Here is a 23,449-nt window from a genome sequence, read left to right as displayed (position 1 = left end):
AACAGCGCCGCGGGGGTGCCGCGGCGCAGACGTTGGGGCGAGAACTTAGTGGACGGTTCAGGAATCGGTAACCCCTATTCCGAATATCGGCGCCTATGTCACGTTTCTCCGCGGGATCTCTTACCTCTCCGAAACGCCGCAGGTACGGAGCGTGTTACCCGGCCTCCCTACCGTCCGACGGCATGACGATCCCGAGAACCCCCACCCAGCCCGGGACCCCGCCGGAGGCCGAGGGCCGCCGCCGCTCGTACGCCAGGGCGGCCGCGGACGAGAGCCTGGAGGACTACTCGCTGCGGTACGCCCCGCACTCCTTCCGGCGCTGGACCCCGCTCGCGGTGGCCTCCACCGCCCTCGGCGGCATCGCCTATCTGGCCGACTACGCGATCGGCGCCTCCATCGCCCTCTCCTACGGCTTCACCAACGCGGTCGCCTCGGTGCTGGCCGCGGCCGTGGTGATCTTCCTGACCGGGATACCGATCGCCCGGGCCTGCGCCGCCAACGGCATCGACATGGACCTGCTGACCCGCGGCTGCGGCTTCGGCTACCTGGGCTCGACACTGACCTCCGTCATCTACGCCAGCTTCACCTTCATCTTCTTCGCCACCGAGGGCTCGATCATGGCCCAGGCGCTGCAGCGGGCCCTCCACGTGCCGCTGCCGGTCGGGTATCTGATCACCACGCTGATCGTGATCCCGATCGTCTTCAAGGGGATGAACTGGCTGGCCCGGATGCAGGCCTGGACCCAGCCGGTCTGGCTGCTCGGGCTGGTGCTGCCGTTCGTCGCGCTGGCCGTCGCCGACCCCGGGGCGTACTCCCGGTTCGCGCACTTCGGCGGGACGGGCGGCGGGGCCGGGGGCTTCAGCTGGTACGGCTTCGGGATGGGCGCCGGAGTCGCCCTTTCGCTCATCGCGCAGATCGGCGAGCAGGCCGACTACCTCCGCTTCATGCCGCGGAAGACCGCGGTGAACCGGCGGCGCTGGAACCTCGCGGTGCTGGCCGCGGGGCCCGGCTGGGTGGTGATCGGGGCGATCAAGCAGCTCGGCGGCGGGCTGCTGGCGGTGGCCGCGCTGGGCGCGGTCGGCGAGGCGCGGGCACTGGAGCCGATCGACCAGATCCTCCACGCCCTGCGGCCGTGGTTCGGCGGGGTGGCGCTGCCGCTGGCGGCGCTCTTCGTGATCGTCTCGCAGGTGAAGATCAACTCGACCAACGCCTACAGCGGCTCGCTGTCCTGGTCGAACTTCTTCTCCCGGCTCACCCACCGGCACCCGGGCCGGGTCTGGTACATCTTCCTCAACTGCGGGGTCTCACTGCTGCTGATGGAGCTGAACATGTTCAGCGCGCTCAGCACGCTGCTCGGCTTCTACTCCAACGTGGCCATCGCCTGGATCGGCGCCGTCGCCGCCGACCTGATGATCAGTAAGCCGCTGGGGCTCAGCCCCAAGTACATCGAGTTCAAGCGGGCGTACCTCCGCTCGGTCAACCCGGCCGGGTTCGGGGCGATGATCGTCGCCTCGGCGGTGTCGCTGGCCGGCTTCTTCGGCGCCTTCGGGGACTACGGCAAGGCGTTCAGCCCCTTCGTCGCGCTGGCGCTGGCGATGCTGCTGAACCCGCTGATCGCCTTCGCGACCCGCGGGCGGTACTACCTCGCCCGGCCCAACCCGCTTGCGGCGGACGACAGTTCGGAGACCCGGCAGTGCGTGGTCTGCGCGGGCGGGTACGAGTCCCCGGACGTGGCGGGCGACTGCCCGCACCACGGGGGCGACATCTGCTCGCTGTGCTGCTCGCTGGAGTCCGCGTGCGGCGAGGCCTGCAAGCGCGGCGAGGCCGCGGAGCCGGTGCTGATGGGGATGCCGGCGATGCGGGGGTGACACGCTGCGGGATTCGCGCCCGAGCGCAGGCCCGTAGGGCCGAGTAAGGGGCGCGGGGAACCGCGCGACCAGCCGTCTACGGTCTGTGGTCGGCAGCGGAGTCCGGGTTGCGACCCGGTGGACGTTGCCGAGTGCGGCGCCGAAGCGGGTTGGCCGCGCGGTTCCCCGCGCCCCTTGCTCGTGCCTGCGGCGCTGCGCCAGAGGCGTCGGCCCGGGCCCCGGCCGCATCCCCCGACCGGGCGCAATCGGGTCCGCCAAGTGACGCTCCAGCGGCCGTGTCGGTTCCCGGAAGCGGGCGAAGCGTGGGATACCCCACATTCACGAATTCTTGTTGAAGGGTTGCCAAGCTCGCCGCTATTCGGACAGACTCCTCGCGTTTGTCTCGCTTGGCGGAGTGTCAGACTGATACATCACCACATCGCCTTGACGTCCGCACCACGCAGGTTTGGGAGTGAAGTGTCCGGTTCGAACTATCGGAGGTCACTGGGCACCATCGCCCTGACCGCCACAGGTCTCGGCTCGATCATCGGCTCCGGCTGGCTCTTCGGAGCACAGAAGGCGGCTGTGATCGCCGGCCCGGCGGCGATCTTCGCGTGGGTCATCGGCGCGGTCGTCGCGCTCGTCATCGCCCTGTCCTACACCGAGCTCGGCTCGATGTTCCCGGAGGCGGGCGGAATGGTCCGCTTCGGGCAGTACTCGCACGGGTCGCTGACCGGCTACCTGGCGGCCTGGGCGAACTGGATCGCGATCGTCTCGGTGATCCCCGGCGAGGCCACCGCCTCGATCCAGTACATGAGCTCCTGGAGCTTCGGCTGGACCCACGGGCTCTACAACGCCGGCAGCGGCCAGCTCACCTTCACCGGCGTGGCCGCGGCCACCGTGCTGATGCTGGTGTACTTCGCGCTGAACTGGTTCGCGGTGTCGCTGTTCGCCAAGACCAACACCGCCATCACCGTCTTCAAGCTGGTCATCCCGACCCTGACGGTGGTCGGCCTGCTGGTCACCTCGCACCACACCTCGAACCTGACCTCGGCCGGCGGCTTCGCGCCGAAGGGCGTCTCCGCGGTCTTCACCGCGGTCGCCACCTCCGGCATCGTCTGGGCCTTCAACGGCTTCCAGTCGCCGATCAACATGGCCGCCGAGGCCCGCAACCCCAAGCGCTCGCTGCCGATCGCCGTCCTCGGCTCGATCGCCATCGCGCTGGTGATCTACATCGGCCTGCAGTTCGCCTTCCTGCTCGGCGTCTCGCCGACCACGCTGGCGCACGGCGGCTGGTCCGCACTGAACTTCTCCTCGCCGTTCGCCGACCTGGCGAGCGCGCTGATGCTGAACTGGCTGGCGATCCTCCTCTACGCGGACGCCTTCGTCTCCCCGTCCGGCACCGGCATGACCTATGCCGCGACCACCTCCCGCATGATCCACGGCGTGCAGCGGAACGGGCACCTGCCGGGCATCTTCGGCAAGGTCGACCCGCGGACCGGCGTGCCCCGCCCGGCGCTGCTGCTCAACCTGGGGGTGGCCTTCGTCTTCCTGGCCGTCTTCCGCGGCTGGGGCTCGCTGGCCAGCATCGTCTCGGTGGCCACCGTCATCTCCTATGTCACCGGCCCGGTCGCGGTCGCGGTGCTGCGGAAGCTGGCGCCGGAGCTCCACCGGCCGGTGCGGATCAAGGCGCTGCCGCTGCTGGCTCCGCTCGGCTTCGTCTTCGGCACGCTGGTGCTGTACTGGGCCAAGTGGCCGCTGACCGGCGAGGTCATCCTGATCATGGCGGTCGGGCTGCCGGTGTACGCCTTCTACGAGTGGAAGAACGGCACCCAGCTGGGCCAGAACCTCAAGTCCGGGGCCTGGCTGGTCTGCTACCTGGTCTGGATGGCGTTCATCTCCCTCGTCGGCGGCAAGGAGTTCGGCGGGCTGGGCTGGCTGCCGGCCGGCGTGGACATCGCCGTGGTCGTGATCTCCGGGCTCGCGTTCTACTACTGGGGCTACAACAGCGGGTGGCTGAACCCGGCGCTGCTGGAGGCCAAGCGCATCGCCGCGGAGGACGGCGACACCGTCGACGTCGGGGCGTAGCGCCGGCTGCGAGGGTTCGCTGGGCGCCGTTCGGGAGGTGCGGGTCCGTCCTGCGCCGGGATCCGGCGGCTACCCTGCCGGTATGCGGATCGCAGTCTCGGCGGACATGGACGAAGGCGTCGCGCGCGAGGTGGTGGAGCAGCTCCGCCGCCGCGGCCACACGGTCAGTGCCCACGGCGCGCTGGATCCCGGCGCCTCGCCCGACTGGGCGTACTGCACGGAGGCCGCCGCCCGGGAGGTCGCGGACGGCCGCGCCGACCAGGCCGTCGTCTGCTGCTGGACCGGCACCGGCGCCAGCATCGCCGCCAACAAGGTGCCCGGGGTCCGCGCGGCGCTCTGCACCGACGCGTACACCGCCGGCGGCGCCCGGCGCTGGAACGACGCCAACGTCCTCGCCCTCAGCCTCCGGCTGACCTCGCCGGCCCTGCTGCGGGAGATCCTGGACGCCTGGTTCGACGGCTCGCCCAGCCAGGAGCTCGGCGACCAGCAGAACATCGAACACCTGGCCAGGCTGGACGCCGACGGCCGCGCGTCCGGGAGTTGACGCCCGGGCTGCCCTAGAGTGCGGCCGTGGTGGGACGATTCTCGGGTGAAGCCCGACAATTCGGGCGAGGCGACCGGAGCGGGCGGGAGCTCTCGCGGACCGCGCGCATCCGGCGGAACCTCCGGCTGACCGCCCTCGGGCTCTCCCTCGCCGTCCTGGCCACCAGCGGGATCTCGTCCTGCGCGTACCACACCCTCACCGCCGGGCTGAACACCTCGAACGCGCTGCGCGCCCTCCATCTGCCGGGGAGCCCGCCCAGCCGGGACGACGGCTCGGTCAACGTCCTGCTGATCGGCCTGGACAGCCGGAAGGACCAGAACGGCGCCGACCTGCCCAAGCAGTTCGTCACCGACGAGCTCCACGCCGGGTCCAGCGAGATCGGCGGCTACAACACCAACACCCTGATCCTGCTGCACATCCCCGCCGGGGGCGGCAAGGCGCAGGCCTTCTCCATCCCCCGGGACGACTACGTCGAGACCTATGGTCCCGACGGCTCCGAGCAGGGGATGCACAAGATCAAGGAGGCCTACGGCCGGGCCAAGGCGGCCGCGCTGCCGGGCCTGCGGCAGCAGGGCGTGACCGACCCGGCCGAGCTGGAGCGGCGGAGCCGGGAGGTGGGGCGGGAGGCGACCCTGGCCACCGTGCAGAAGCTGCTGGACGTCCGGATCGACCACTTCGCCGAGGTCAACCTGCTGGGCTTCTACGACGTGGCGAAGGTCCTCCAGCCGATCACGGTCTGCCTCAAGCACGCGACCAGGGACCCGGCCGTCGACGGGCAGGGCTCCGGGGCGGACTTCCGGGCCGGGCTGAACACCCTGGACGCCTCGCAGGCGCTCTCCTTCGTCCGGCAGCGGCACAACCTGGCCGGCGGCGACCTGGACCGGACCCGGCGGCAGCAGGCGTTCCTGGCGGCGGTCGAGCGCAAGCTCAAGCAGGACGGGGTGCTGGGGGACATCGGCAAGCTGCAATCCCTGCTGGACGTGGTGAAGAAGGACGTGGTCGTCGACTCGGGCTGGGACGTGCTGGACTTCGCGCAGCGGAACCCGGAGCTGAGCGGCGGGAACGTGGAGTTCCACACCCTGCCGGTGGCGGGGTTCGCGACACGCGGCGGCGAGGCGGTCAACCTGATCGACCCGGAGCGGGTGCGGGCGCTGGTGGCGCAGTACACCGGCGGGGCCCCCTCGCCCTCGCCCTCGCCCTCCGCCGCCGCTTCCGCTCCCGCGTCCGCCTCGGGCGGGCAGGCGGTCGTCGACGTCCTCAACGGAAGCGGCAGGCGGGGAGCGGCGGCTGACGAGTCGTCGGCGCTGGCGGCGCTGGGCTACGGGCGCGGCTGGGTCGGCAACGCGGCGTCGAGGTGGCGGACGAAGGTCACCTACGGCGCGGGCGCGGAGGCGGCGGCGACGGCGATCGCCCGGCGGTACGGGGTGACGGCGTCCCCGGCGGGCGCGGTGCCGGCCGGACACGTCCAGGTCGTCCTGGGCACCGGCGGCGGTACGGCGGCCGGCTCGGCGCGGGCGGCGGCGCCGGACGAGGCCGGCTCGTCACCGGCCACCGCCTCCCAGTTCTACGGCACCCCCGTCACGATGGGCGGCATCCCGTGCGTGGACTAGGCGGTGGGTCCGCAGCCGCGGGCGGCCGGCCCCGGCGCTAGGATCCCCGGGTGCCGAGGCCGAGGATCGTCGTGGGGGCAGCCCTCATCAGCGCGGACGGCTCCCGGGTGCTCGCCGCTCGGCGGAGCGCGCCCGCTGCGCTGGCCGGGCGGTGGGAGTTCCCGGGCGGAAAGGTCGAGGACGGCGAGTCCTCGGAGCAGGCGCTCGCGCGGGAGCTGCGCGAGGAGCTCGGGGTGCTCGCCGAGGCCGGCCGCCGGCTGCCCGGCGCGGCCGCCGTCCGCCCGGGGCTGGAGCTGCACATCTGGAGCGCCAGGCTGATCGAGGGCGCGCCACGCCCGCTGCAGGACCATTCCGAGCTGCGCTGGCTGACGGGGCGTGAACTACTCGAAGTGGACTGGTTGGAACAGGACCGGTTCGCGCTGCCCGCCGTCCGGGAGCTGCTCGCCCGCGCGGCCCGCTGATGGGCCGTTCGCGAAAGTTGACCCGTACGGACCGGTATGCGGATGTTTGAAGGGGTATTTCAGTATCTGGAATGGCGCACGCCTAGGTGACTGGGGTTCAGGTTGGGGCCGGAGGGTCGCGTCAGCAGCAGGGCGGCAGGTGCCGCGCGCGCACAGGGGCGCGCCGCCGCCCGCCTCCGGCTGCGCCGCGCCCGGAAGCGGCAGGGCCGGCACGGTGGCGGCCCCGGCGCCCCCGTCCGCTCCCCGCGGGTCCTCGCCGAGCAGCTGCGCCGCCTCGCCGACCGGACCAGGTCGGGCCCGCCTCCCGGGCAGCCGCACCGCCGCCGCGCCACCGGCGTCCGCCCGTACCCCGGCGGCGGCGCTCCGGCGAACCAGCCGCCCCCGGCGGGGGGTTCCGGCGGTGGCGGCGGGACGCTGCTGGACGCGGTGTCCCTGGCGATCGCGCTGCTGGACACCTCCGGCCGGGTGGTGCTGTGGAGCTCCGAGGCCGAGCGGCTGCTCGGCTGGCCGAGCCAGGCGCTGATCGGCCGCCCGGCCGCCGAGCAGCTGCTCGACGAGGGCGCCAGGAACGAGGCGGCCGCGGCTCGCGAGGAGGTGATGCGCGGTCAGGTCTGGATCGGCTCGATGCGGCTGCACCATCGGGACGGCCATGCGGTGAAGGTGGAGGCGCGGGTGTCCTCACTGGTGGACGGGGACGGCGTGCCGTACCTGCAGTTCGCGTTCGCCGAGGCCGGCGCGCTGCGTGAGCTGGAGCAGGACCTGGCCGTGCGGGACGCGCTCTTCGAGCAGTCCCCGCTCGGCATCGGCCTCCTCGACCGGAACCTCCGCTACGTCCGGGTCAACGGCACCCTCGCCCGGATGAACGGCATCGAGCCGGAGGAGCACATCGGCCGCACCAGCGGCGAGGTCCTCCCCGAGCGGGCCGCCGACGAGGCGGTGGCGATCCAGCGGCAGGTGCTGGCCACCGGGACCCCGGTGGTCGACCTGATCATCGGCCAGGCCGCGGCCGGCCCGCGCGGGGCGTCCTTCCAGTCGATGTCCTACAGCCGGCTGACCGACCGGGCCGGGCGGGTGCTCGGCCTCACCGGCATCACCATGGACGTGACGGACCGGTACCGGGCGATGGCCCGGGTCGAGCAGGCCCGGCAGCGGCTCTCTCTGCTCAACGAGGTCGGTTCACGGATCGGCGACCTGCTGGACGTGTCCAGGATCGCCCGGGAGCTGGCCGCCGTGCTGGTGCCCCGGTTCGCTGACTACTCCGGCGTGATGCTGCTGGACTCCGTCGCCCGGGGCGGGGACCTGCCCCGGCACCAGCGCGGCCGGGAGGCCCGGCTCGAGGTGCTCGGCACCTCGGCCTTCCGGGACAGCTCGCGGGCGGACACCATGATGCAGCCCGGCGAGACCGTGGAGCTCTCCGAGGCCGCCGAGGGCTCGGCGTTCGCCCGGGTGCTGGCCGGCGGCCAGGCCGAGCACCTGGAGACGCCGATCCAGCTCTCGTTGGCCGGCGGCGGGGAGGACGACCCGCGGGTGCGGGCCGCCATCGACCTCGGGGTGCACTCCACCCTGGTGGTGCCGCTGCGCGCCCGCGGCATCGCGCTCGGCCTGCTGGTGCTCGGCCGGGCCGGCCGCCGGGAGGCCTTCGACCGGGACGAGCAGGCCTTCGCCGTCGAGGTGGCCGACCGGGCCGGCGCCTCCCTGGAGAACGCCCGGCTGTACGCGCGGGAGCGCTCGGCGGCCCTGATGCTGCAGCGCTCGCTGCTGCCGCAGACCGTTCCGCAGCCACCCGGCGTCGAGGTCGCCTACCGCTATGTGCCGGCGGCCAGCGGCACCGAGGTCGGCGGCGACTGGTTCGACGTGGTGCCGCTGCCGCGCGAGCGGACCGCCCTGGTGGTCGGCGACGTTATGGGGCACAGCCTGCGGGCAGCCGCCACCATGGGCCGGCTGCGTACGGCCGTTCGCACGCTCGCCGGACTCGACCTGCCGCCGGCGGAGCTGCTCCAGCATGTCCACGATCTCGCCGACGACCTCGCCCAGGGGCCGGAGGAGGCGTTGATCGCGACCGTGGTCTACGCGGTCTACGACCCGGAGCAGCGCAGGCTGACCATCGCCTCGGCGGGGCACACCCCGCCGGTGCTGGTCGAGCCGACCGAGCCCGGTTCGCTCAACGGCCCGCTGCCGGGCGGGCGGACCCGGGTGCTCTCCACGGACTCCGGCGCGCCGATCGGGGTGGGCGGAGTCCCTTTCACCGCAACCGAGTTCACCGTCGCGCCAGGGGACCTGCTGATGCTCTACACGGACGGCCTCGTGGAATCGCGGACCGCCGACATCGACGTCGGCATCGACCGGGTGCGCCGCGTGCTCGAACGCCCGCACGCGTCGGTGGAGGAGGCCTGCGAGACGGTGATCGGCACGCTCGAGCAAGGACAGGAGCCGGACGACGTGGCTGTGCTGTTGGCCCGCCTCGGCGGGGCGCCCCAGGACCGGACCGCGGGCTGGACACTGCCCGCCGAACCGAGCGCGGTCGGCCGCGCCCGGCGGCTGCTGCGAAGCACCGTGCAGGAGTGGAGACTTGACGACTCCTCGGCCGAGACCGCGCAGCTGCTGGTGAGCGAGCTGGTGACGAACGCCGTCCGGTACGCGGTGGCGCCGATCGGGCTGCGGCTGATCCGCCGCCCGGACCGGCTGCTGGTGGAGGTCGCCGACCCGCTGCCGGACCCGCCGCGGGAGCGCCGGGCCGGGCGCTCCGACGAGGGCGGCCGCGGACTCCAGCTGGTGCGCCGGCTGGCCGACCAGTGGGGGACCAGGGCGCAGGGGCCGGGCAAGGTCGTCTGGTTCGAACTCTCGCTGCCCGCCGAGCAGCACGGGGACGCCGAGCGTCCCGGGTGAGGCCGCGGGCGGCCCCGGCGGCGCACCACCGCCGGCCCGCTACCGCCGGCGCTCCACCGCCGGTCCGCTACCGCCGGCGCACTACCGTCAGGACCGTCCGGGTTTGCGCGGACTTACCCGGCCGAGCTCCGCCGCGGTCCCTTACGGATCATGGGCGGCGGGAGTAGGGTGGCCGCCCCTGGGGCAGAGGTGGGGAGAGAGGCGGAGGAGAAGCGCAGATCAGCCCGGTAATCGGGAGATTCGGCGAAACCTCCCCGGATTGTGGGTTCGTGATCCGCAGGGGGGAGGCGTCCCACCGGCCGGATGATGAATACTCAGGAGCGCGGGGGCCATTCCGGACGCCGAGGCTGGAGGGGTCGGTTCAGTTGAGCGATACGTCATCGGCGACGTCGCACGGAGCAGCGGACGCCGTGCCGCATCAGGGTTCCGTGCCTGGTGACGTCGCCGGGGCGGCCGGTGCCGCCGGAGGCGGCGGTAGCGGCGGGGCCCCGATCGGCGGCTGGGGGGCGGCGCCCGCGCCCGAGGAGTGGGGCAGCAGCGCCGCCGGCTCGGTCTACGACTTCATCCGGGTCGCCGCCTTCGCCATCGGCGCCGACGGCCGGATCAGCCAGTGGAGCGACCGGGCCGCGGAGTTCTTCGGCATCCCCGCCGAGGAGGCGGCCGGCGCCGACCCGGTGACCACCTTCATCCCCCGCGAACTCTGGCGGCGCGGTCGGCAGCGGCTCCAGGAGGTGCTGGAGGACGGCCGCGAATGGGTTGGCTCCAGCCCGTACACCGACCGGGACGGCCGGGAGGGCGTCGCCGAGGTCTATCTGATGCCGGCCCGCTCCGACGACGGCCGGCGCGGTGCCGTCTGCATGGCCGCCGACCTGCGCGCGCTGCGCCGGGTGGAGACCGACCTGGCCGCCTCGGAGGCCGTCTTCGGCCAGGCGCCCACCGGATTCGTGCTGTTCAATCGGGAGTTGAGGCTCCAGCGGGTGAACGAGGCGTTCGCCCGCGGGCTCGGACTGGCCGCCGCCGACCTCTACGGGCTGACCGCCACCGACCTGCTGCCCCGGCCCGAGGCCGACCAGTTGCAGCAGGCGCTGGCCCAGGTGCTGGAGACCGGCGACGCCGTGGTCGACCTGCAGTTCACCGGGACCGTGCCGACCCGTCCTGGCCGCCGCCGCTGGGCCGTCTCGCTCTACCGGCTGGAGAGCCCCAACGGCCGGTCGATGGGCGTCGCCGGGCACATCGCCGACATCACCGGCCAGCAGCGGGTCGAGCGCGAGGCGGCCAGCGCCCGGCGCTCGCTGGCGCTGCTCAACGAGGCCGGCGCGCACATCGGCTCCACCCTCGACCTGGAGACCACCGCCCGCGAGCTGCTGGACGTCACCGTCCCGCACTTCTGCGACGTGGCCACCGTCGACCTCTACTCCGGGCTGCTCGCGGCGGACACCGCGCCGATCGACAGCGGGAACGGCTCAGGGGGCGGCGGGAGCGGCGGGAGCGGCGGCGGGGGCGCGCCCGACGGAACCGGCGAGCTGCGCCGGGTCGCCGCCGCCAGCACGGCCGGGGCCGGCGCCTTCGGGGACGGCGGCTTCGGGGTGGGGATCGCCGAGGTCGGCGGGACCTTCTGCTACTCGGCCGGCAGCCCGCAGGCCAAGGCGCTGCGCACCGGCCGGTCGCTCAACCTGCGGGGCACCGGCACCCCGGAGCCGGACCCGGTGATCCAGAGCTCGGTGGTGGTCCCGATGGCGGCCCGCGGCACCGTGCTCGGCCTGGTCCACCTCTCCCGGGCGAAGGGCAGCGAGCCGTTCGACGTACGGGACCTGGCCGTCGCCGAGGAGCTGGTCTCCCGGGCGGCCGTCTGCATCGACAACGCCCGCCTCTACCGGCGGGAGCACGAGCGGGCGCTGATACTCCAGCGCTCGCTGCTCCCCCCGGGCAACCCGGCGGCCTCCGGGCTCGACATCGCCTGCCGCTACCGGCCCGGCTCGTCCGGGACCGAGGTCGGCGGGGACTGGTTCGACGTCATCCCGCTGCCGGGGAACCGGACCGCGCTGGTCATCGGCGACGTGATGGGCCGCGGGCTGCGGGCGGCCGTGGCGATGGGCCAACTCCGCACGGCGGTACGGACGCTGGCCATGCTGGACATGGAGCCGGCCGAGGTGCTGGGCGCGCTGGACGAGATCGCCCGCGGGCTCGGCAGCGGCGACGAGCCGGTGCCGACCGGGTCGAGCGCCGGCGCCGGCGCGGGGGTGACGGTCGGGATGACCCCCGCCAAGGAGGGCGACGGCGAGGGCGAGCGCGACGACCTGATCGAGGTCTACCTCGCGACCTGCATCTACGCCGTCTACGACGCGGTCACCCGGCGCTGCACCTTCGCCAACGCCGGGCATCTGCCGCCGGTGCTGGTGCAGGACGGCGAGCAGGCGCTGATGCTGGACGTCCCGCCGGGGATCCCGCTGGGTGTCGGCGGCGAGCCGTTCGAGGAGGTCACCGTCGAGCTGCCGGACGGGGCGCTGCTCGGCCTCTACACGGACGGGCTGGTCGAATCGCGCAAGCACCAGCTGGAGGAGGGGCTGCAGGCCTTCCGCGACGTGCTGTCGGGTCCGGTGCGGCAGCTGGAGGACGTCTGCGACCACGTGCTGACCTCGCTCGACCCGCACCACGGCGAGGACGACATCGCGCTGCTGATGGCCCGGGTGCGGGCGCTGCCGGAGGGCACGGTCGGGGACTGGATGCTGCCGGCCGAGCCGACCTCGGTCGCCCAGGCGCGCGAGCTGGCCTGCGGGTGGCTGCGCGAGCAGGGGCTCGGGGAGGCGGTGGACACCGTCGAGCTGCTGGTCAGCGAGCTGGTGACGAACGCGCTGCGGCATGGGACCGGGGACATCCGGCTGCGGATGCTCTGGGACCGGACGGTGGCCTGCGAGGTGTGGGACCAGGGGTACGCGCAGCCGCGGCGGCGGCGGGCGCGGGCGACGGACGAGGGGGGCCGCGGCCTCCAGCTCGTCTCCCTGCTGGCCGAGCGCTGGGGCTCCCGCCGGACGCCGACCGGCAAGATCGTCTGGTTCGAGGTCCCGGCGCCGGAACGCCGAGCGATACCGGTCGGCTGACCGGCCCGCCCCGGGCGCAGCGACGAAGTCGCAAGTAAGGGGCGCGGGGAACTGCGCGGCCCGCGCCGCACCCGGCCGCACTCGGCAACGGCCACTGGCCACTGGGTTGCAACCCGTTCTCCGTTGCCGGGTGCGGCGCCGTTCGCGGCGGGCCGCGCAGTTCCCCGCGCCCCTGTCTTGCGCCTGCGGCGCTGCGCCCGGCCACTGGGTTGCAACCCGTTCTCCGTTGCCGGGTGCGGCGCCGTTCGCGGCGGGCCGCGCAGTTCCCCGCGCCCCCGTCTTGCGCCTGCGGCGCAACTCGCGGGCCCCGCTGCGTCAGTCTCCGCTGCGGCGGAAGATCTTGGAGCCGAGCCAGACCAGGGGGTCGTACTTGCGGTCGACCGCGCGCTCCTTCATGGGGATCAGCGCGTTGTCGGTGATCTTGATGTGCTCGGGGCAGACCTCGGTGCAGCACTTGGTGATGTTGCAGTAGCCGAGGCCGTGCTCCTCCTGGGCGTTCGTCTTCCGGTCGAGGCCGGACTCCTCGGCGCCGTCCAGCGGATGCATGTCCAGCTCCGCGATCCGCATCAGGAAGCGCGGGCCGGCGAAGGCCTCCTTGTTCTCCTCGTGGTCGCGGACCACATGGCAGGTGTTCTGGCAGAGGAAGCACTCGATGCACTTCCGGAACTCCTGCGACCGGTTCACGTCCTCCTGCTGCATCCGGTACTCGCCGGGACCGAGGCCCTGCGGCGGTACGAAGGCCTGGACCTCGCGCGCCTTCCGGTAGTTGAAGGACACGTCGGTGACCAGGTCGCGGATCACCGGGAAGGTCCGCATCGGCGTGATGGTGACCGGCTCGCCCTCCGGCAGGGTGGACATCCGGGTCATGCACATCAGCCGCGGCCGCCCGTTGATCTCCGCCGAGCAGGAGCCGCACTTGCCGGCCTTGCAGTTCCAGCGCACCGCGAGGTCCGGGGCCTGGGTGGCCTGCAGCCGGTGGACGATGTCCAGGACCACCTCGCCCTCGTTGACCTCGACCTCGAACTCGGTGAGCCGTCCCCCGTCGGCGTCCCCGCGCCAGACCCGGAAGACCCGGGTGCCGCCCGCTGCGGCGGCCGTCCCCGGCGCCGGCTGCTGCTCGGACTTCGCGCCGGCGGCCTTCTCCTCGGCCGCCTCGGTCGGTGTGCTGCTCACTTCGCGCTCTCCTCGGGGTTCTCGGACGGTGCGGCCTCGCGCGCGCCCGGCACCGGCGCCGACGGCTCCGCTTCCGACGGTTCCGCTCCCGGCGGGGGCAACTCCTCGTCCGTGAGGTACTTCTGAAGCTCGCTCAGTTCGAAGAGCGCCAGCAGGTCGTCCCGGAACCGGGGGTAGTCCTGCCTGACCAGCTCGATCTGGCCGCCGCCCGGCTCGGTCTTCTCGGCGAGGCCGCAGATCAGCAGCGTCTTCCGCCACTCGGGCAGCATCTCCGGGTAGTCGTCCCGGGTGTGCCCGCCGCGGGACTCCTGGCGCTCCAGCGCGGCCCTGGCCACGCACTCCGAGACCAGCAGCATGTTCCGCAGGTCCAGCGCCAGATGCCAGCCCGGGTTGAACTGGCGGTGGCCCTCCACGGCCACCCGGGTCGCCCGCTCGCGCAGCCTGCTCAGCCGCTCCAGCGCCTCGGCCATCTCCGGCTGCCGCCGGATGATCCCGACCAGGTCGTTCATCGTCTGCTGGAGCTCCTGGTGCAGCCCGTACGGGTTCTCCGGTACGGCCGGGGCCGGGATTTCCGCCCCCGCCGCCGCGCCCTCCGCCGCCGCGCCCTCCGCCGCCGCGCCCGGTGCCGGCTCGCCGGCCGGGTCGCCGAAGGCGGCCAGCGCCTCCCGGCGGGCCGCGGTCAGCTGCTCGTCGTCCACCTCGGGACGCTGGGCGCCCAGTCCGGCGGCGTACCGAGCCGCGTGCAGCCCGGCCCGGCGGCCGAAGACCAGCAGGTCGGAGAGGGAGTTCCCGCCGAGGCGGTTGGAGCCGTGCATCCCGCCCGCCACCTCGCCGGCCGCGTAGAGGCCGGTCACGCCGACCGCCGCCGCGGAATCGGGGTCGACCTCGACGCCGCCCATCACGTAGTGGCAGGTCGGGCCGACCTCCATCGGCTCGGCCGTGATGTCCACGTCGGCCAGTTCGAGGAACTGGTGGTGCATGGACGGCAGCCGGCGCTTGATCTCCTCGGCGGACATCCGGGAGGAGACGTCCAGGAAGACGCCGCCGTGCGGGCTGCCCCGGCCGGCCTTCACCTCGGAGTTGATCGCCCGGGCGACCTCGTCCCTGGGCAGCAGCTCGGGCGGGCGGCGGTGGTTGTCCGGATCGGTGTACCAGCCGTCCGCCTCCTCCTCGCTCTGCGCGTACTTCTCCTTGAAGACGTCCGGGATGTAGTCGAACATGAACCGCTTGCCGTCGCTGTTGCGCAGCACCCCGCCGTCGCCCCGGACCGACTCGGTGACCAGGATCCCCTTCACCGAGGGCGGCCAGACCATCCCCGTCGGATGGAACTGGACGAACTCCATGTTGACCAGCCGCGCCCCGGCCAGCAGCGCCAGCGCGTGGCCGTCCCCCGTGTACTCCCAGGAGTTGGACGTGACCTTGAAGGACTTGCCGATGCCCCCGGTGGCCAGCACCACGGCCGGGGCCTCGACGGTGAAGAACCGCCCGCTCTCCCGGTCGTAGCCGAAGACGCCGCTGACCTGGTCGCCCGCGGCGGAGCCGCTGGGGTCGCGGGTCTTGAGGATGCGGGTGACGGTCCGCTCCTGGAAGACCTTGATCCGGGCCTCGTAGTCGCCGAACTCCTTGTAGTCCTCCTGCTGGAGGGAGACCACCTTCTGCTGGAGGGTGCGGATCAGCTCCAGGCCGGTGCGGTCGCCGACGTGGGCCAGCCGCGGGTACTCGTGGCCGCCGAAGTTGCGCTGGGAGATCCGGCCGTCCTTGGTGCGGTCGAAGAGCGCCCCCCAGGTCTCCAGCTCCCAGACCCGGTCCGGGGCCTCCTTGGCGTGGAGCTCGGCCATCCGCCAGTGGTTGAGGAACTTTCCGCCGCGCATGGTGTCGCGGAAGTGGACCTGCCAGTTGTCGTTCGAGTTGGCGTTGCCCATCGAGGCGGCGATGCCGCCCTCGGCCATCACGGTGTGCGCCTTGCCGAAGAGCGACTTGCAGATCACCGCCGTGCGCATGCCCTGCTCGCGGGCCTCGATGGCGGCCCGCAGCCCGGCGCCGCCGGCACCCACGACCACCACGTCGTAGGTGTGGCGTTCGACCTCGGTCATGTCTGTGTCGTCCCTTTCAGAAGAACCGCGGGTCGCTGAAGGCACCGCTGGCGAGGAGGTACACGTACAGGTCCGACACCGCGATGCTGGCCAGGGAGCACCAGGCGAGCAGCATGTGACGGGCGTTCAGCTTGGACACCCAGCCCCACATCCGGTATCGGACGGGGTGCTTGGAGAAGTGCCGCATCCGCCCGCCGATGATGTGCCGGCAGGAGTGGCAGGACGCGGTGTACGCCCAGATCAGGCCGACATTGACGAGGAGGATCAGGGTGCCGAGGCCGGCGTGCCCCCACTGCCCGTGGCTGTCCCGGAAGGACAGCGCCACGTCGTAGGTGAGGATCACCGCGAAGATCACCGCGATGTAGAAGAAGTAGCGGTGGATGTTCTGCAGGATCAGCGGGAAGCGGGTCTCACCGCTGTACCTGGCGTGCGGCTCGGCGACCGCGCAGGCCGGCGGCGAGGACCAGAACGCCCGGTAGTAGGCCTTCCGGTAGTAGTAGCAGGTCAGCCGGAAGCCCAGCGGGAAGATCAGCACGATCAGGGCGGGCGAGAGCCGCCACCAGTCGCCGAAGACCGCCAGGTCGGCTCCGCCCGGGATCCGCGCGCAGTTCGCCGCCAGGCAGGGGGAGTAGAACGGGGACACGTACGGCGCGGAGTAGTAGTCCGCGCCGTCGAACGCCCGCCAGGTCGAGTAGCCGATGAAGGCCAGCAGAGCGACCAGGGTGGCTGTCTGCGGGACCCACCAGCGGTCGGTCCGCAGATGTCGGGCCGCGATGCTCGCCCGGCCCGGGGTGTGCACCCCCCGGTGGGGGCCGGGCCCCCCGCTGCCTTCTGCTCCTCGCCCCTCGGGGCGCCGGATGTCGGTGGTCACCTGCTCCTCATCCTCCAACTCCTCGCCGGGCCGCGGGCTCCGACGGCCGTCGAGGACATCGCACGTGATGTTCCTGACGCACCGTCATACTCCTCTGGGGCCCGGCAGGCTAGCGGGTCGCGGAAGCCCCTCCGATGCCCTCGTCCTCCGCGCCCGCCCAGAACGACGGGTCGTACGGCGTGTCCGGAACGGGGACGAACGGCGGATCCGTCGCCGGAACCCCGGCTCCGCGAGCACCGGGCAGGACGCCCGGCCGGTACTGGTCCTTCGGCTCGGCCGACCTCTGCGGGCCGTCCAGTTCGCTCAGCAGAGCCACGCTCTCCCGCAGATGTTCCAGGTCGGCGCGGGCGCGGCGGACCTCCAGACAGCTGCCGTGCCGCTGCTGGGCGGCGAGCACGGCGCGGTCGAGATCGTCCAACTGCCGGGTGACGCTGGTGAGTTCCGTTGCCACGAGCTCGTTCACCTCCGGGCGGGGGAGCGGGTTCGGCGGGGGAGCGGGAAGATCTGATCCACTGTCAGCCGATGGCTGCGAGTGTGGCGCGGATCACTGCCGCAGGGAAGGGGTTTGCGCCGGATCAACCGGTAATGGCGGCTCGACGGCCGTCATCCGTGCGCCCCCCGCTACTCCTTACGAGTGGTGCGAGCGGTGCGTCGCCTCGTGTCTCCGCGGTCCGGGGCGTGGGATGCCTTTCAGTGGTCTCCGCCACCACCGAAAAATCTTTCCATACGAATAATCCGATCAACGGCGTCGCCCAGCGGTCGGTATCCGGCGGTGGGCGGAAGAACGAGGAGGTCGGTCAACCGTGTCGGTACACCCGCACACCACTCCCGCCAGGGCCGCGCTCGGGGCGGCCCTGGCGCTCGGGGTGTCCCTCGCCGCCGCCGGCTGCTCCGGCGGCGGCTCCGTGCCGCCCGCCGCGGCGGACGTCGCCGCGGCGGCCTCCCACCAGGTGCGGGACGGCGGAACCGTGCGCTGGGCGCTGGACTCGGTGCCCGCCACCTTCAACGCGTTCCGGCCGGAGGCCACCGCCGGCACCGGGATCGTCGACGACGCCCTGCTGCCGCGGCTCTTCACCCAGGACGCCCACGGCAGGTCCAGCGCCGACCCCGCCTACCTGGCCTCCGCCAAGCAGGTCTCGGACTCCCCGCAGACCATCGAGTACCACCTCAACCCGGCCGCGAAGTGGAGCGACGGCAAGCCCCTCTCGGCCGCCGACTTCAAGGCCCAGTGGCAGGCGCTCAGCGGCCGGCAGCAGGGCTACGGCGCGGTGCGGGCGGACGGCTACGACGCCATCGCCTCCGTCGAGCAGGGCTCGGACCCGCACACCGTGCGGGTGGTCTTCCAGAACGGCCGGAGCTTCGGCCCCTGGCGCGGCCTCTTCTCGCCGCTCTACCCGGCGGCGGCGATGAGCAGCGCCACGGCCTTCACCGACGGCCTGCGGAACGGGCTGCCGGCGACGGCCGGCCCGTTCACCCTCGCCTCGGTGGACCGGAAGACCGGCGAGGTCCGGCTGACCCGCGACCCCCACTGGTGGGGGAGCCGCCCGCATGTCGCGGCGGTGTCCTTCCAGGCCGTCCCGGACGACCGGCGACTGGCCGGGCTGCGGGCCGGGCGGCTGGACGTGGCCGACCTCAGCACGGCGGTCGAGGACGGCACGGCCACCGCGGCCCAGGCGGCCGGGGTCCCCGGTTACGCGCTCCACCGGGCGGCGGCGCCGGCGTACGAGCAGGTGACGCTGAACGGCTTCTCGGGGGCGCTGGCCGACCCCGAGCTGCGCCGGGCGGTGGCCACCGCGATCGACCGGCCGGCGATCGCCAAGGCGGTCCTCGCCCCGCTCGGGCTGCCGGCGGCGACCCTCGGCAACCATCTGGTGATGGCCGACCAGGAGGGCTACGCGGACAACAGCTCGCGGCTGGCGGGCGGCGCCGAGCGGGCCGCGCAGATGCTGGCGGCGGCCGGGTGGACGGACGGGTCAGGGGCCGGTTCCGGCGCCGGCGGGACCACCGAGGCGAAGGGGGACGCGAAGGCGGCGTCCACGGCGGCCTCGGGGGCAGCGGCCTCGGCGTCAGCGGTCTCGAAGGTCGCGGCCTCGGCCTCCGCGGCGGGGTCCGGCTCGGCGGTGCGGAGCAAGGACGGGCGCCCGCTCACCCTGACGATGGTCATCCCCTCCGGTTCCGCGACCGCGAAGAAGGTCGCCGACCTGGTCGTGGCGCAGCTGGCGGCGGCGGGGATCGACACCAGGGTGAAGGCGGTCGACGCGGGCGCGCTGCTGTCCCAGAACGTCTCCGCCGGCGACTACGACCTGGCCCTCTTCGGCTGGCCGGCGTCGGAGTACCCGGTCGCGGACGAGGCGGCGCTGTACGAGAAGCCGGCCGTGGGGCCGGACGGGACGGTCCAGCGCGGACTGAACCTCTCCGGGGCCGGCACCGACCAGATCGACCAGCTGCTGGCGAAGTCGCTCTCCGCGACGGACGCGAAGGCGGCGGCGGACGCGGCGACCCAGGCCGACCAGCGGATCTGGGCGATCGCCCCGAGTGTTCCGCTCTACCAGAAGCCGCAGCTGGTCTCCGTACGGAAGGGGCTGGTCGGCGCCGGTGCGTTCGGCCTGGAGACCCCGGACTTCACCAAGCTGGGCTTCACCCGCTAGCCGCGGACCGCGCTCCGCAGGGACCCGCGGGCGCCCCGCACCGGCGCCTGCGGGGCCGTGTCCGGGACCGGGGTCGGCTCGGGGGAAAACTCGCCGCGCGTCAACCCCCCGTACCATTGGACACGCCGTGGTAAACGTGACCGCCCCGGCACGCCATACCGCCCGATCGGGAGATCCCTTGCCCACGCGCTCTGACATCCGCAACGTCGCCATCGTCGCCCACGTCGACCACGGCAAGACGACCCTCGTCGACGCCATGCTCAAGCAGGCCGGCGCGTTCGCGGAGCACCAGCATCTCGATGACCGGATGATGGACTCCAACGACCTGGAGCGCGAGAAGGGCATCACCATTCTCGCGAAGAACACCGCCGTCAAGTACCACCCCAAGGGCGGTGGCGACCCGGTCACCATCAACATCATCGACACCCCCGGCCACGCCGACTTCGGCGGCGAGGTGGAGCGCGGACTGTCCATGGTGGACGCGGTGGTGCTCCTGGTGGACGCCTCGGAGGGCCCCCTCCCGCAGACCCGCTTCGTCCTGCGCAAGGCGCTCGCCGCCCGGCTCCCCGTCATCCTCTGCATCAACAAGACGGACCGGCCGGACTCCCGGATCGACGACGTGGTCAACGAGACCTACGACCTCTTCCTCGACCTGGACGCGGACGAGGAGCAGATCGAGTTCCCGATCGTCTACGCCTGCGCCCGGGACGGCATCGCCTCGCTGACCAAGCCGGAGGACGGCACCGTGCCGGCCGACTCGGACAGCCTGGAGCCGTTCTTCTCCACCCTCCTCTCCACCGTCCCGGCCCCGACCTACGACGAGGAGGCCCCCCTCCAGGCGCACGTCACCAACCTGGACGCGGACAACTTCCTCGGCCGGATCGCGCTGCTCCGCGTGGAGCAGGGCAACCTGAAGAAGGGGCAGACCGTCGCCTGGATCAAGCGCGACGGCTCGGTGCAGAACGTCCGGATCAGCGAGCTGCTGATGACCGAGGCGCTCACCCGCAAGCCCGCGGAGAAGGCCGGCCCCGGCGACATCTGCGCCGTCGCCGGCATCCCGGACATCATGATCGGCGAGACCCTCGCCGACCCGGAGAACCCGATCGCGCTGCCGCTGATCACGGTGGACGAGCCGGCCATCTCGATGACCATCGGCACCAACACCTCGCCGCTGGTCGGCAAGGGCGGCAAGGGCCACAAGGTGACCGCCCGCCTGGTGAAGGACCGTCTGGACCGCGAGCTGGTCGGCAACGTCAGCCTCCGGGTGCTGCCGACCGAGCGCCCGGACGCCTGGGAGGTGCAGGGCCGCGGCGAGCTGGCCCTGGCGATCCTGGTGGAGACCATGCGCCGGGAGGGCTTCGAGCTCACCGTCGGCAAGCCCGAGGTGGTCACCCGGGAGATCGACGGCAAGCTCCACGAGCCGATCGAGCGGATGACCATCGACGCCCCCGAGGAGCACCTGGGCGCCATCACCCAGCTGATGGCCACCCGCAAGGGCCGGATGGAGACGATGACCAACCACGGGTCCGGCTGGATCCGGATGGAGTGGATCGTCCCGTCCCGCGGCCTGATCGGGTTCCGCACCGAGTTCCTCACCCAGACCCGCGGCACCGGCATCGCCCACTCCATCTTCGAGGGCCACGAGCCGTGGTTCGGCGAGCTGCGCACCCGCAACTCCGGCTCCCTGGTCTCCGACCGGGCCGGCGCGGTGACCGCGTTCGCGATGACCAACCTCCAGGAGCGCGGCGTCCTCTTCGTCGGCCCGGGCACCGAGGTCTACGAGGGCATGATCGTCGGTGAGAACTCCCGCGCGGACGACATGGACGTCAACATCACCAAGGAGAAGAAGCTCACCAACATGCGGTCCTCGACCGCGGATGTGACGGAGTCGATCGTTCCGCCGCGGACGCTGTCGCTGGAGCAGTCGCTGGAGTTCTGCCGCGACGACGAGTGCGTCGAGGTGACTCCGGAGACCGTACGGATCCGCAAGGTGATCCTGGACGCGCCGACCCGGGCGCGGGCCCGGTCCCGCGCCAAGGGGTGATTCTCCTCTCAGAGCGCAGGACCCCGGTCCTTGGCTTCTAGGGGCGAAACCGGCCGCCGGCCTCCTTTTCGGAGGTCGGCGGCCGGTTTTTCTGCCCTATTCATTACTACAGTCTGTAGTCGCATATCTATACAGCAGGCCCGATGAGTGTCCGATCTTTGTGACACCGCGTTCGCTGATGCATCGTCAATGTCCGATTGTTTCGGGGTTGGTCGACATGGGTGTGTCCGAAAACTGAGATTTACGTGAATAAACGTGACCAAAACGAGATCGGATTTGGTTCCCATCACTACCCGGGGTCACTGATAGTGGAAGGCATCGCTCCGGTTCGGGGGGTGCGGGAAGCGACAACTCACTCTGCACGTCTTTGAGGAGGCGCCTCCATGCGCAAGACAACGCGTGGAATCACCTTGGCCGCCGGTGCGGCCGCTGTCGCCCTCGCGCTGACCGCTTGCGGCGGCGGGTCCGGCTCGTCCAGCGCCGGCGGCGCCTACGGGGCCGGGGTCGTCAGCGACTACTGGGGCACCCCGCAGAACGCCCTGACCCCGGGCAACACCAACGAGGTCAACGGCTCGAAGGTGATCGACTCGATCCTGACCGGTCTGGTCTCCTACGACCCCAAGACCAACAAGGCGATCAACGAGAACGCCGCCTCGATCACCACGACCGACCAGCAGAACTTCACCGTCAAGCTGAAGCCCGGCTGGAAGTTCACCGACGGCACCCCCGTCACCGCCCACTCGTACGTGGACGCCTGGAACTACGCCGCGCTCTCCACGAACAAGCAGCTGAACTCGGCGTACTTCGCCACGGTCAAGGGCTTCGACAAGGTCAACCCGACCTCGGGCAGCCCGACCGCGAAGACCATGTCCGGCCTGAAGGTCGTCAACGACGACGAGTTCACCGTGTCGCTGACCGCCAAGAACTCCACCTGGCCGCAGCAGCTCGGCTTCCTGGCCTACGACCCGCTGCCGCAGTCCTTCTTCAAGGACCCGGCCGCCTGGTCGAAGAACCCGGTGGGCGACGGCGTCTACAAGGTGTCCGGCTCCTACACCCCGGGGTCCAACCTCAAGCTGGTGCCGAACACCGCGTACGCCGGCACCCAGAAGGTCCAGAACAAGGGCGTCGAGCTGGTGGTCTACACCGACCCCAACTCGGCCTACTCGGACCTCCAGTCCAACAAGCTGGACCTCCTCGACAACAACATCCCGGAGACCGACCGGGCGAACATGAACTCCGACCTCGGCGGCCGCGTGGTCAACACTCCCGCGGGCTACATCTCCGAGATCGCCTTCCCGCTCTACAACGGCCAGTGGGGCACTGCCAAGGCCGCCAAGCTGCGCCAGGGCCTGTCGATGGCGATCGACCGCAACAGCATCGCCAAGACGATCCTCCACGACACCGTCACGCCGGCGAAGGACTTCACCTCGCCCGCGCTCGGCACCGCGGGCGGCTACGACTCCTCGATCCTCGGCCAGTACGGGACCTACAACCCGACCGAGGCCAAGAAGCTGATCCAGGAGGCCGGCGGCCTCCCCGGCGGCAAGATGACCATCACGTACAACTCGGACGGCCCGAACGCCACCTGGGTGAGCGCGGTGTGCAACTCCATCAACACCGTCCTGGGCAACAACACCGCCTGTGTCGGCAAGCCGGTGACCACCTTCGCCTCGCTGCGGAACCAGATCACCGACAAGCAGATGACCAGCGCCTTCCGCTCCTCGTGGTCGATGGACTACCCGCTGGCCGAGGACTTCCTGCAGCCGCTGTTCGCCTCCGACGGCTCGGCGAACGACGCCCATTACAACAACCCGCAGTTCGACAAGCTGATCGCCGAGGGCAACGCGGCGTCCAGCCCCGCGCAGGCGAACAAGTACTTCCAGCAGGCCGAGCAGCTCCTGGTGAGGGACATGCCGGCGATCCCGCTGTGGTACACCAACGCCACCGCGGGCTACTCCAAGAACGTCTCCGGCGTTCAGATGGACGGCTTCTCGAACCCGGTCCTGTGGGCCGTCAAGAAGTAGCGCTACCTGGCTGACAGGAGGCCGGGGGGCCGGGCCGCTCGACGGAGAGCGGTCCGCGCCCC

General features: G+C 72.1%; 14 protein-coding genes. 10 read left to right on the top strand and 4 right to left on the bottom strand.

Translation table 11 applies throughout. The features are described 5' to 3' along the window. Positions 1-182 precede the first annotated feature (182 nt). From BS73_RS16530 to BS73_RS16500, 7 genes are all read left to right on the top strand, one after another. Positions 183-1,868, top strand: a complete 1,686-nt coding sequence (locus BS73_RS16530; protein ID WP_037573247.1) for a purine-cytosine permease family protein — start codon at positions 183-185, stop codon at positions 1,866-1,868. Positions 1,869-2,324: 456 nt separating this feature from the next. Continuing rightward, entirely contained in the window at positions 2,325-3,935 is a 1,611-nt protein-coding gene (locus BS73_RS16525; RefSeq protein WP_037573239.1) for an APC family permease, read from the top strand. Positions 3,936-4,017: 82 nt separating this feature from the next. Continuing rightward, entirely contained in the window at positions 4,018-4,479 is a 462-nt protein-coding gene (locus BS73_RS16520; protein WP_037573238.1) for an RpiB/LacA/LacB family sugar-phosphate isomerase, read from the top strand. A gap of 26 nt (positions 4,480-4,505) precedes the next feature. Next, positions 4,506-6,089 carry an LCP family protein gene (locus BS73_RS16515; RefSeq protein WP_084704125.1) on the top strand — a complete coding sequence of 528 codons (1,584 nt, stop codon included), beginning with the start codon at positions 4,506-4,508 and terminating at the stop codon, positions 6,087-6,089. 50 nt (positions 6,090-6,139) lie between these two features. Beyond that, positions 6,140-6,550, top strand: a complete 411-nt coding sequence (locus tag BS73_RS16510; RefSeq protein WP_037573235.1) for a (deoxy)nucleoside triphosphate pyrophosphohydrolase — start codon at positions 6,140-6,142, stop codon at positions 6,548-6,550. 102 nt (positions 6,551-6,652) lie between these two features. After that, positions 6,653-9,436, top strand: a complete 2,784-nt coding sequence (locus tag BS73_RS16505) for a SpoIIE family protein phosphatase (RefSeq protein ID WP_051940011.1) — start codon at positions 6,653-6,655, stop codon at positions 9,434-9,436. Positions 9,437-9,864: 428 nt separating this feature from the next. After that, the gene (locus BS73_RS16500) at positions 9,865-12,534 is read left to right on the top strand and encodes a SpoIIE family protein phosphatase (protein WP_084704124.1); all 2,670 of its coding nucleotides are present in this window, start codon (positions 9,865-9,867) and stop codon (positions 12,532-12,534) included. 315 nt (positions 12,535-12,849) lie between these two features. On the opposite strand, the gene BS73_RS16495 is transcribed toward BS73_RS16500, so the two are convergent. The 4 genes from BS73_RS16495 to BS73_RS16480 form a co-directional block, all read right to left on the bottom strand. Then, entirely contained in the window at positions 12,850-13,707 is an 858-nt protein-coding gene (locus BS73_RS16495) for a succinate dehydrogenase/fumarate reductase iron-sulfur subunit (RefSeq protein WP_051940010.1), read from the bottom strand. After that, positions 13,704-15,800 (bottom strand): fumarate reductase/succinate dehydrogenase flavoprotein subunit, encoded by a 2,097-nt coding sequence (locus BS73_RS16490; RefSeq protein WP_084704123.1) that lies wholly within the window; start codon positions 15,798-15,800, stop codon positions 13,704-13,706. The genes BS73_RS16495 and BS73_RS16490 overlap by 4 nt, the downstream gene beginning before the upstream one ends. Positions 15,801-15,816: 16 nt before the next feature. Next, the gene (locus tag BS73_RS16485) at positions 15,817-16,659 is read right to left on the bottom strand and encodes a hypothetical protein (protein ID WP_051941451.1); all 843 of its coding nucleotides are present in this window, start codon (positions 16,657-16,659) and stop codon (positions 15,817-15,819) included. 121 nt (positions 16,660-16,780) lie between these two features. After that, entirely contained in the window at positions 16,781-17,122 is a 342-nt protein-coding gene (locus BS73_RS16480; protein ID WP_037579877.1) for a hypothetical protein, read from the bottom strand. 352 nt (positions 17,123-17,474) lie between these two features. Here BS73_RS16480 and BS73_RS16475 point away from each other — a divergent pair, with 352 nt between their 5' ends. The 3 genes from BS73_RS16475 to BS73_RS16465 all read left to right on the top strand — a co-directional run bounded on the left by BS73_RS16475 (position 17,475) and on the right by BS73_RS16465 (position 23,387). Then, on the top strand, positions 17,475-19,319 hold the full coding sequence (locus tag BS73_RS16475; protein ID WP_037573231.1) for an ABC transporter family substrate-binding protein: 1,845 nt from the start codon (positions 17,475-17,477) through the stop codon (positions 19,317-19,319). Between the two features lie 178 nt (positions 19,320-19,497). Next, positions 19,498-21,363, top strand: a complete 1,866-nt coding sequence (gene typA, locus BS73_RS16470; protein ID WP_037573230.1) for a translational GTPase TypA — start codon at positions 19,498-19,500, stop codon at positions 21,361-21,363. 383 nt (positions 21,364-21,746) lie between these two features. Then, entirely contained in the window at positions 21,747-23,387 is a 1,641-nt protein-coding gene (locus tag BS73_RS16465; protein ID WP_037573227.1) for a peptide ABC transporter substrate-binding protein, read from the top strand. The last annotated feature ends 62 nt before the right edge of the window (positions 23,388-23,449 follow it).

Source organism: Phaeacidiphilus oryzae TH49 (assembly GCF_000744815.1).
Lineage (GTDB): Bacteria > Actinomycetota > Actinomycetes > Streptomycetales > Streptomycetaceae > Phaeacidiphilus > Phaeacidiphilus oryzae.
This window is presented reverse-complemented; position numbering and strand designations above follow the sequence as displayed.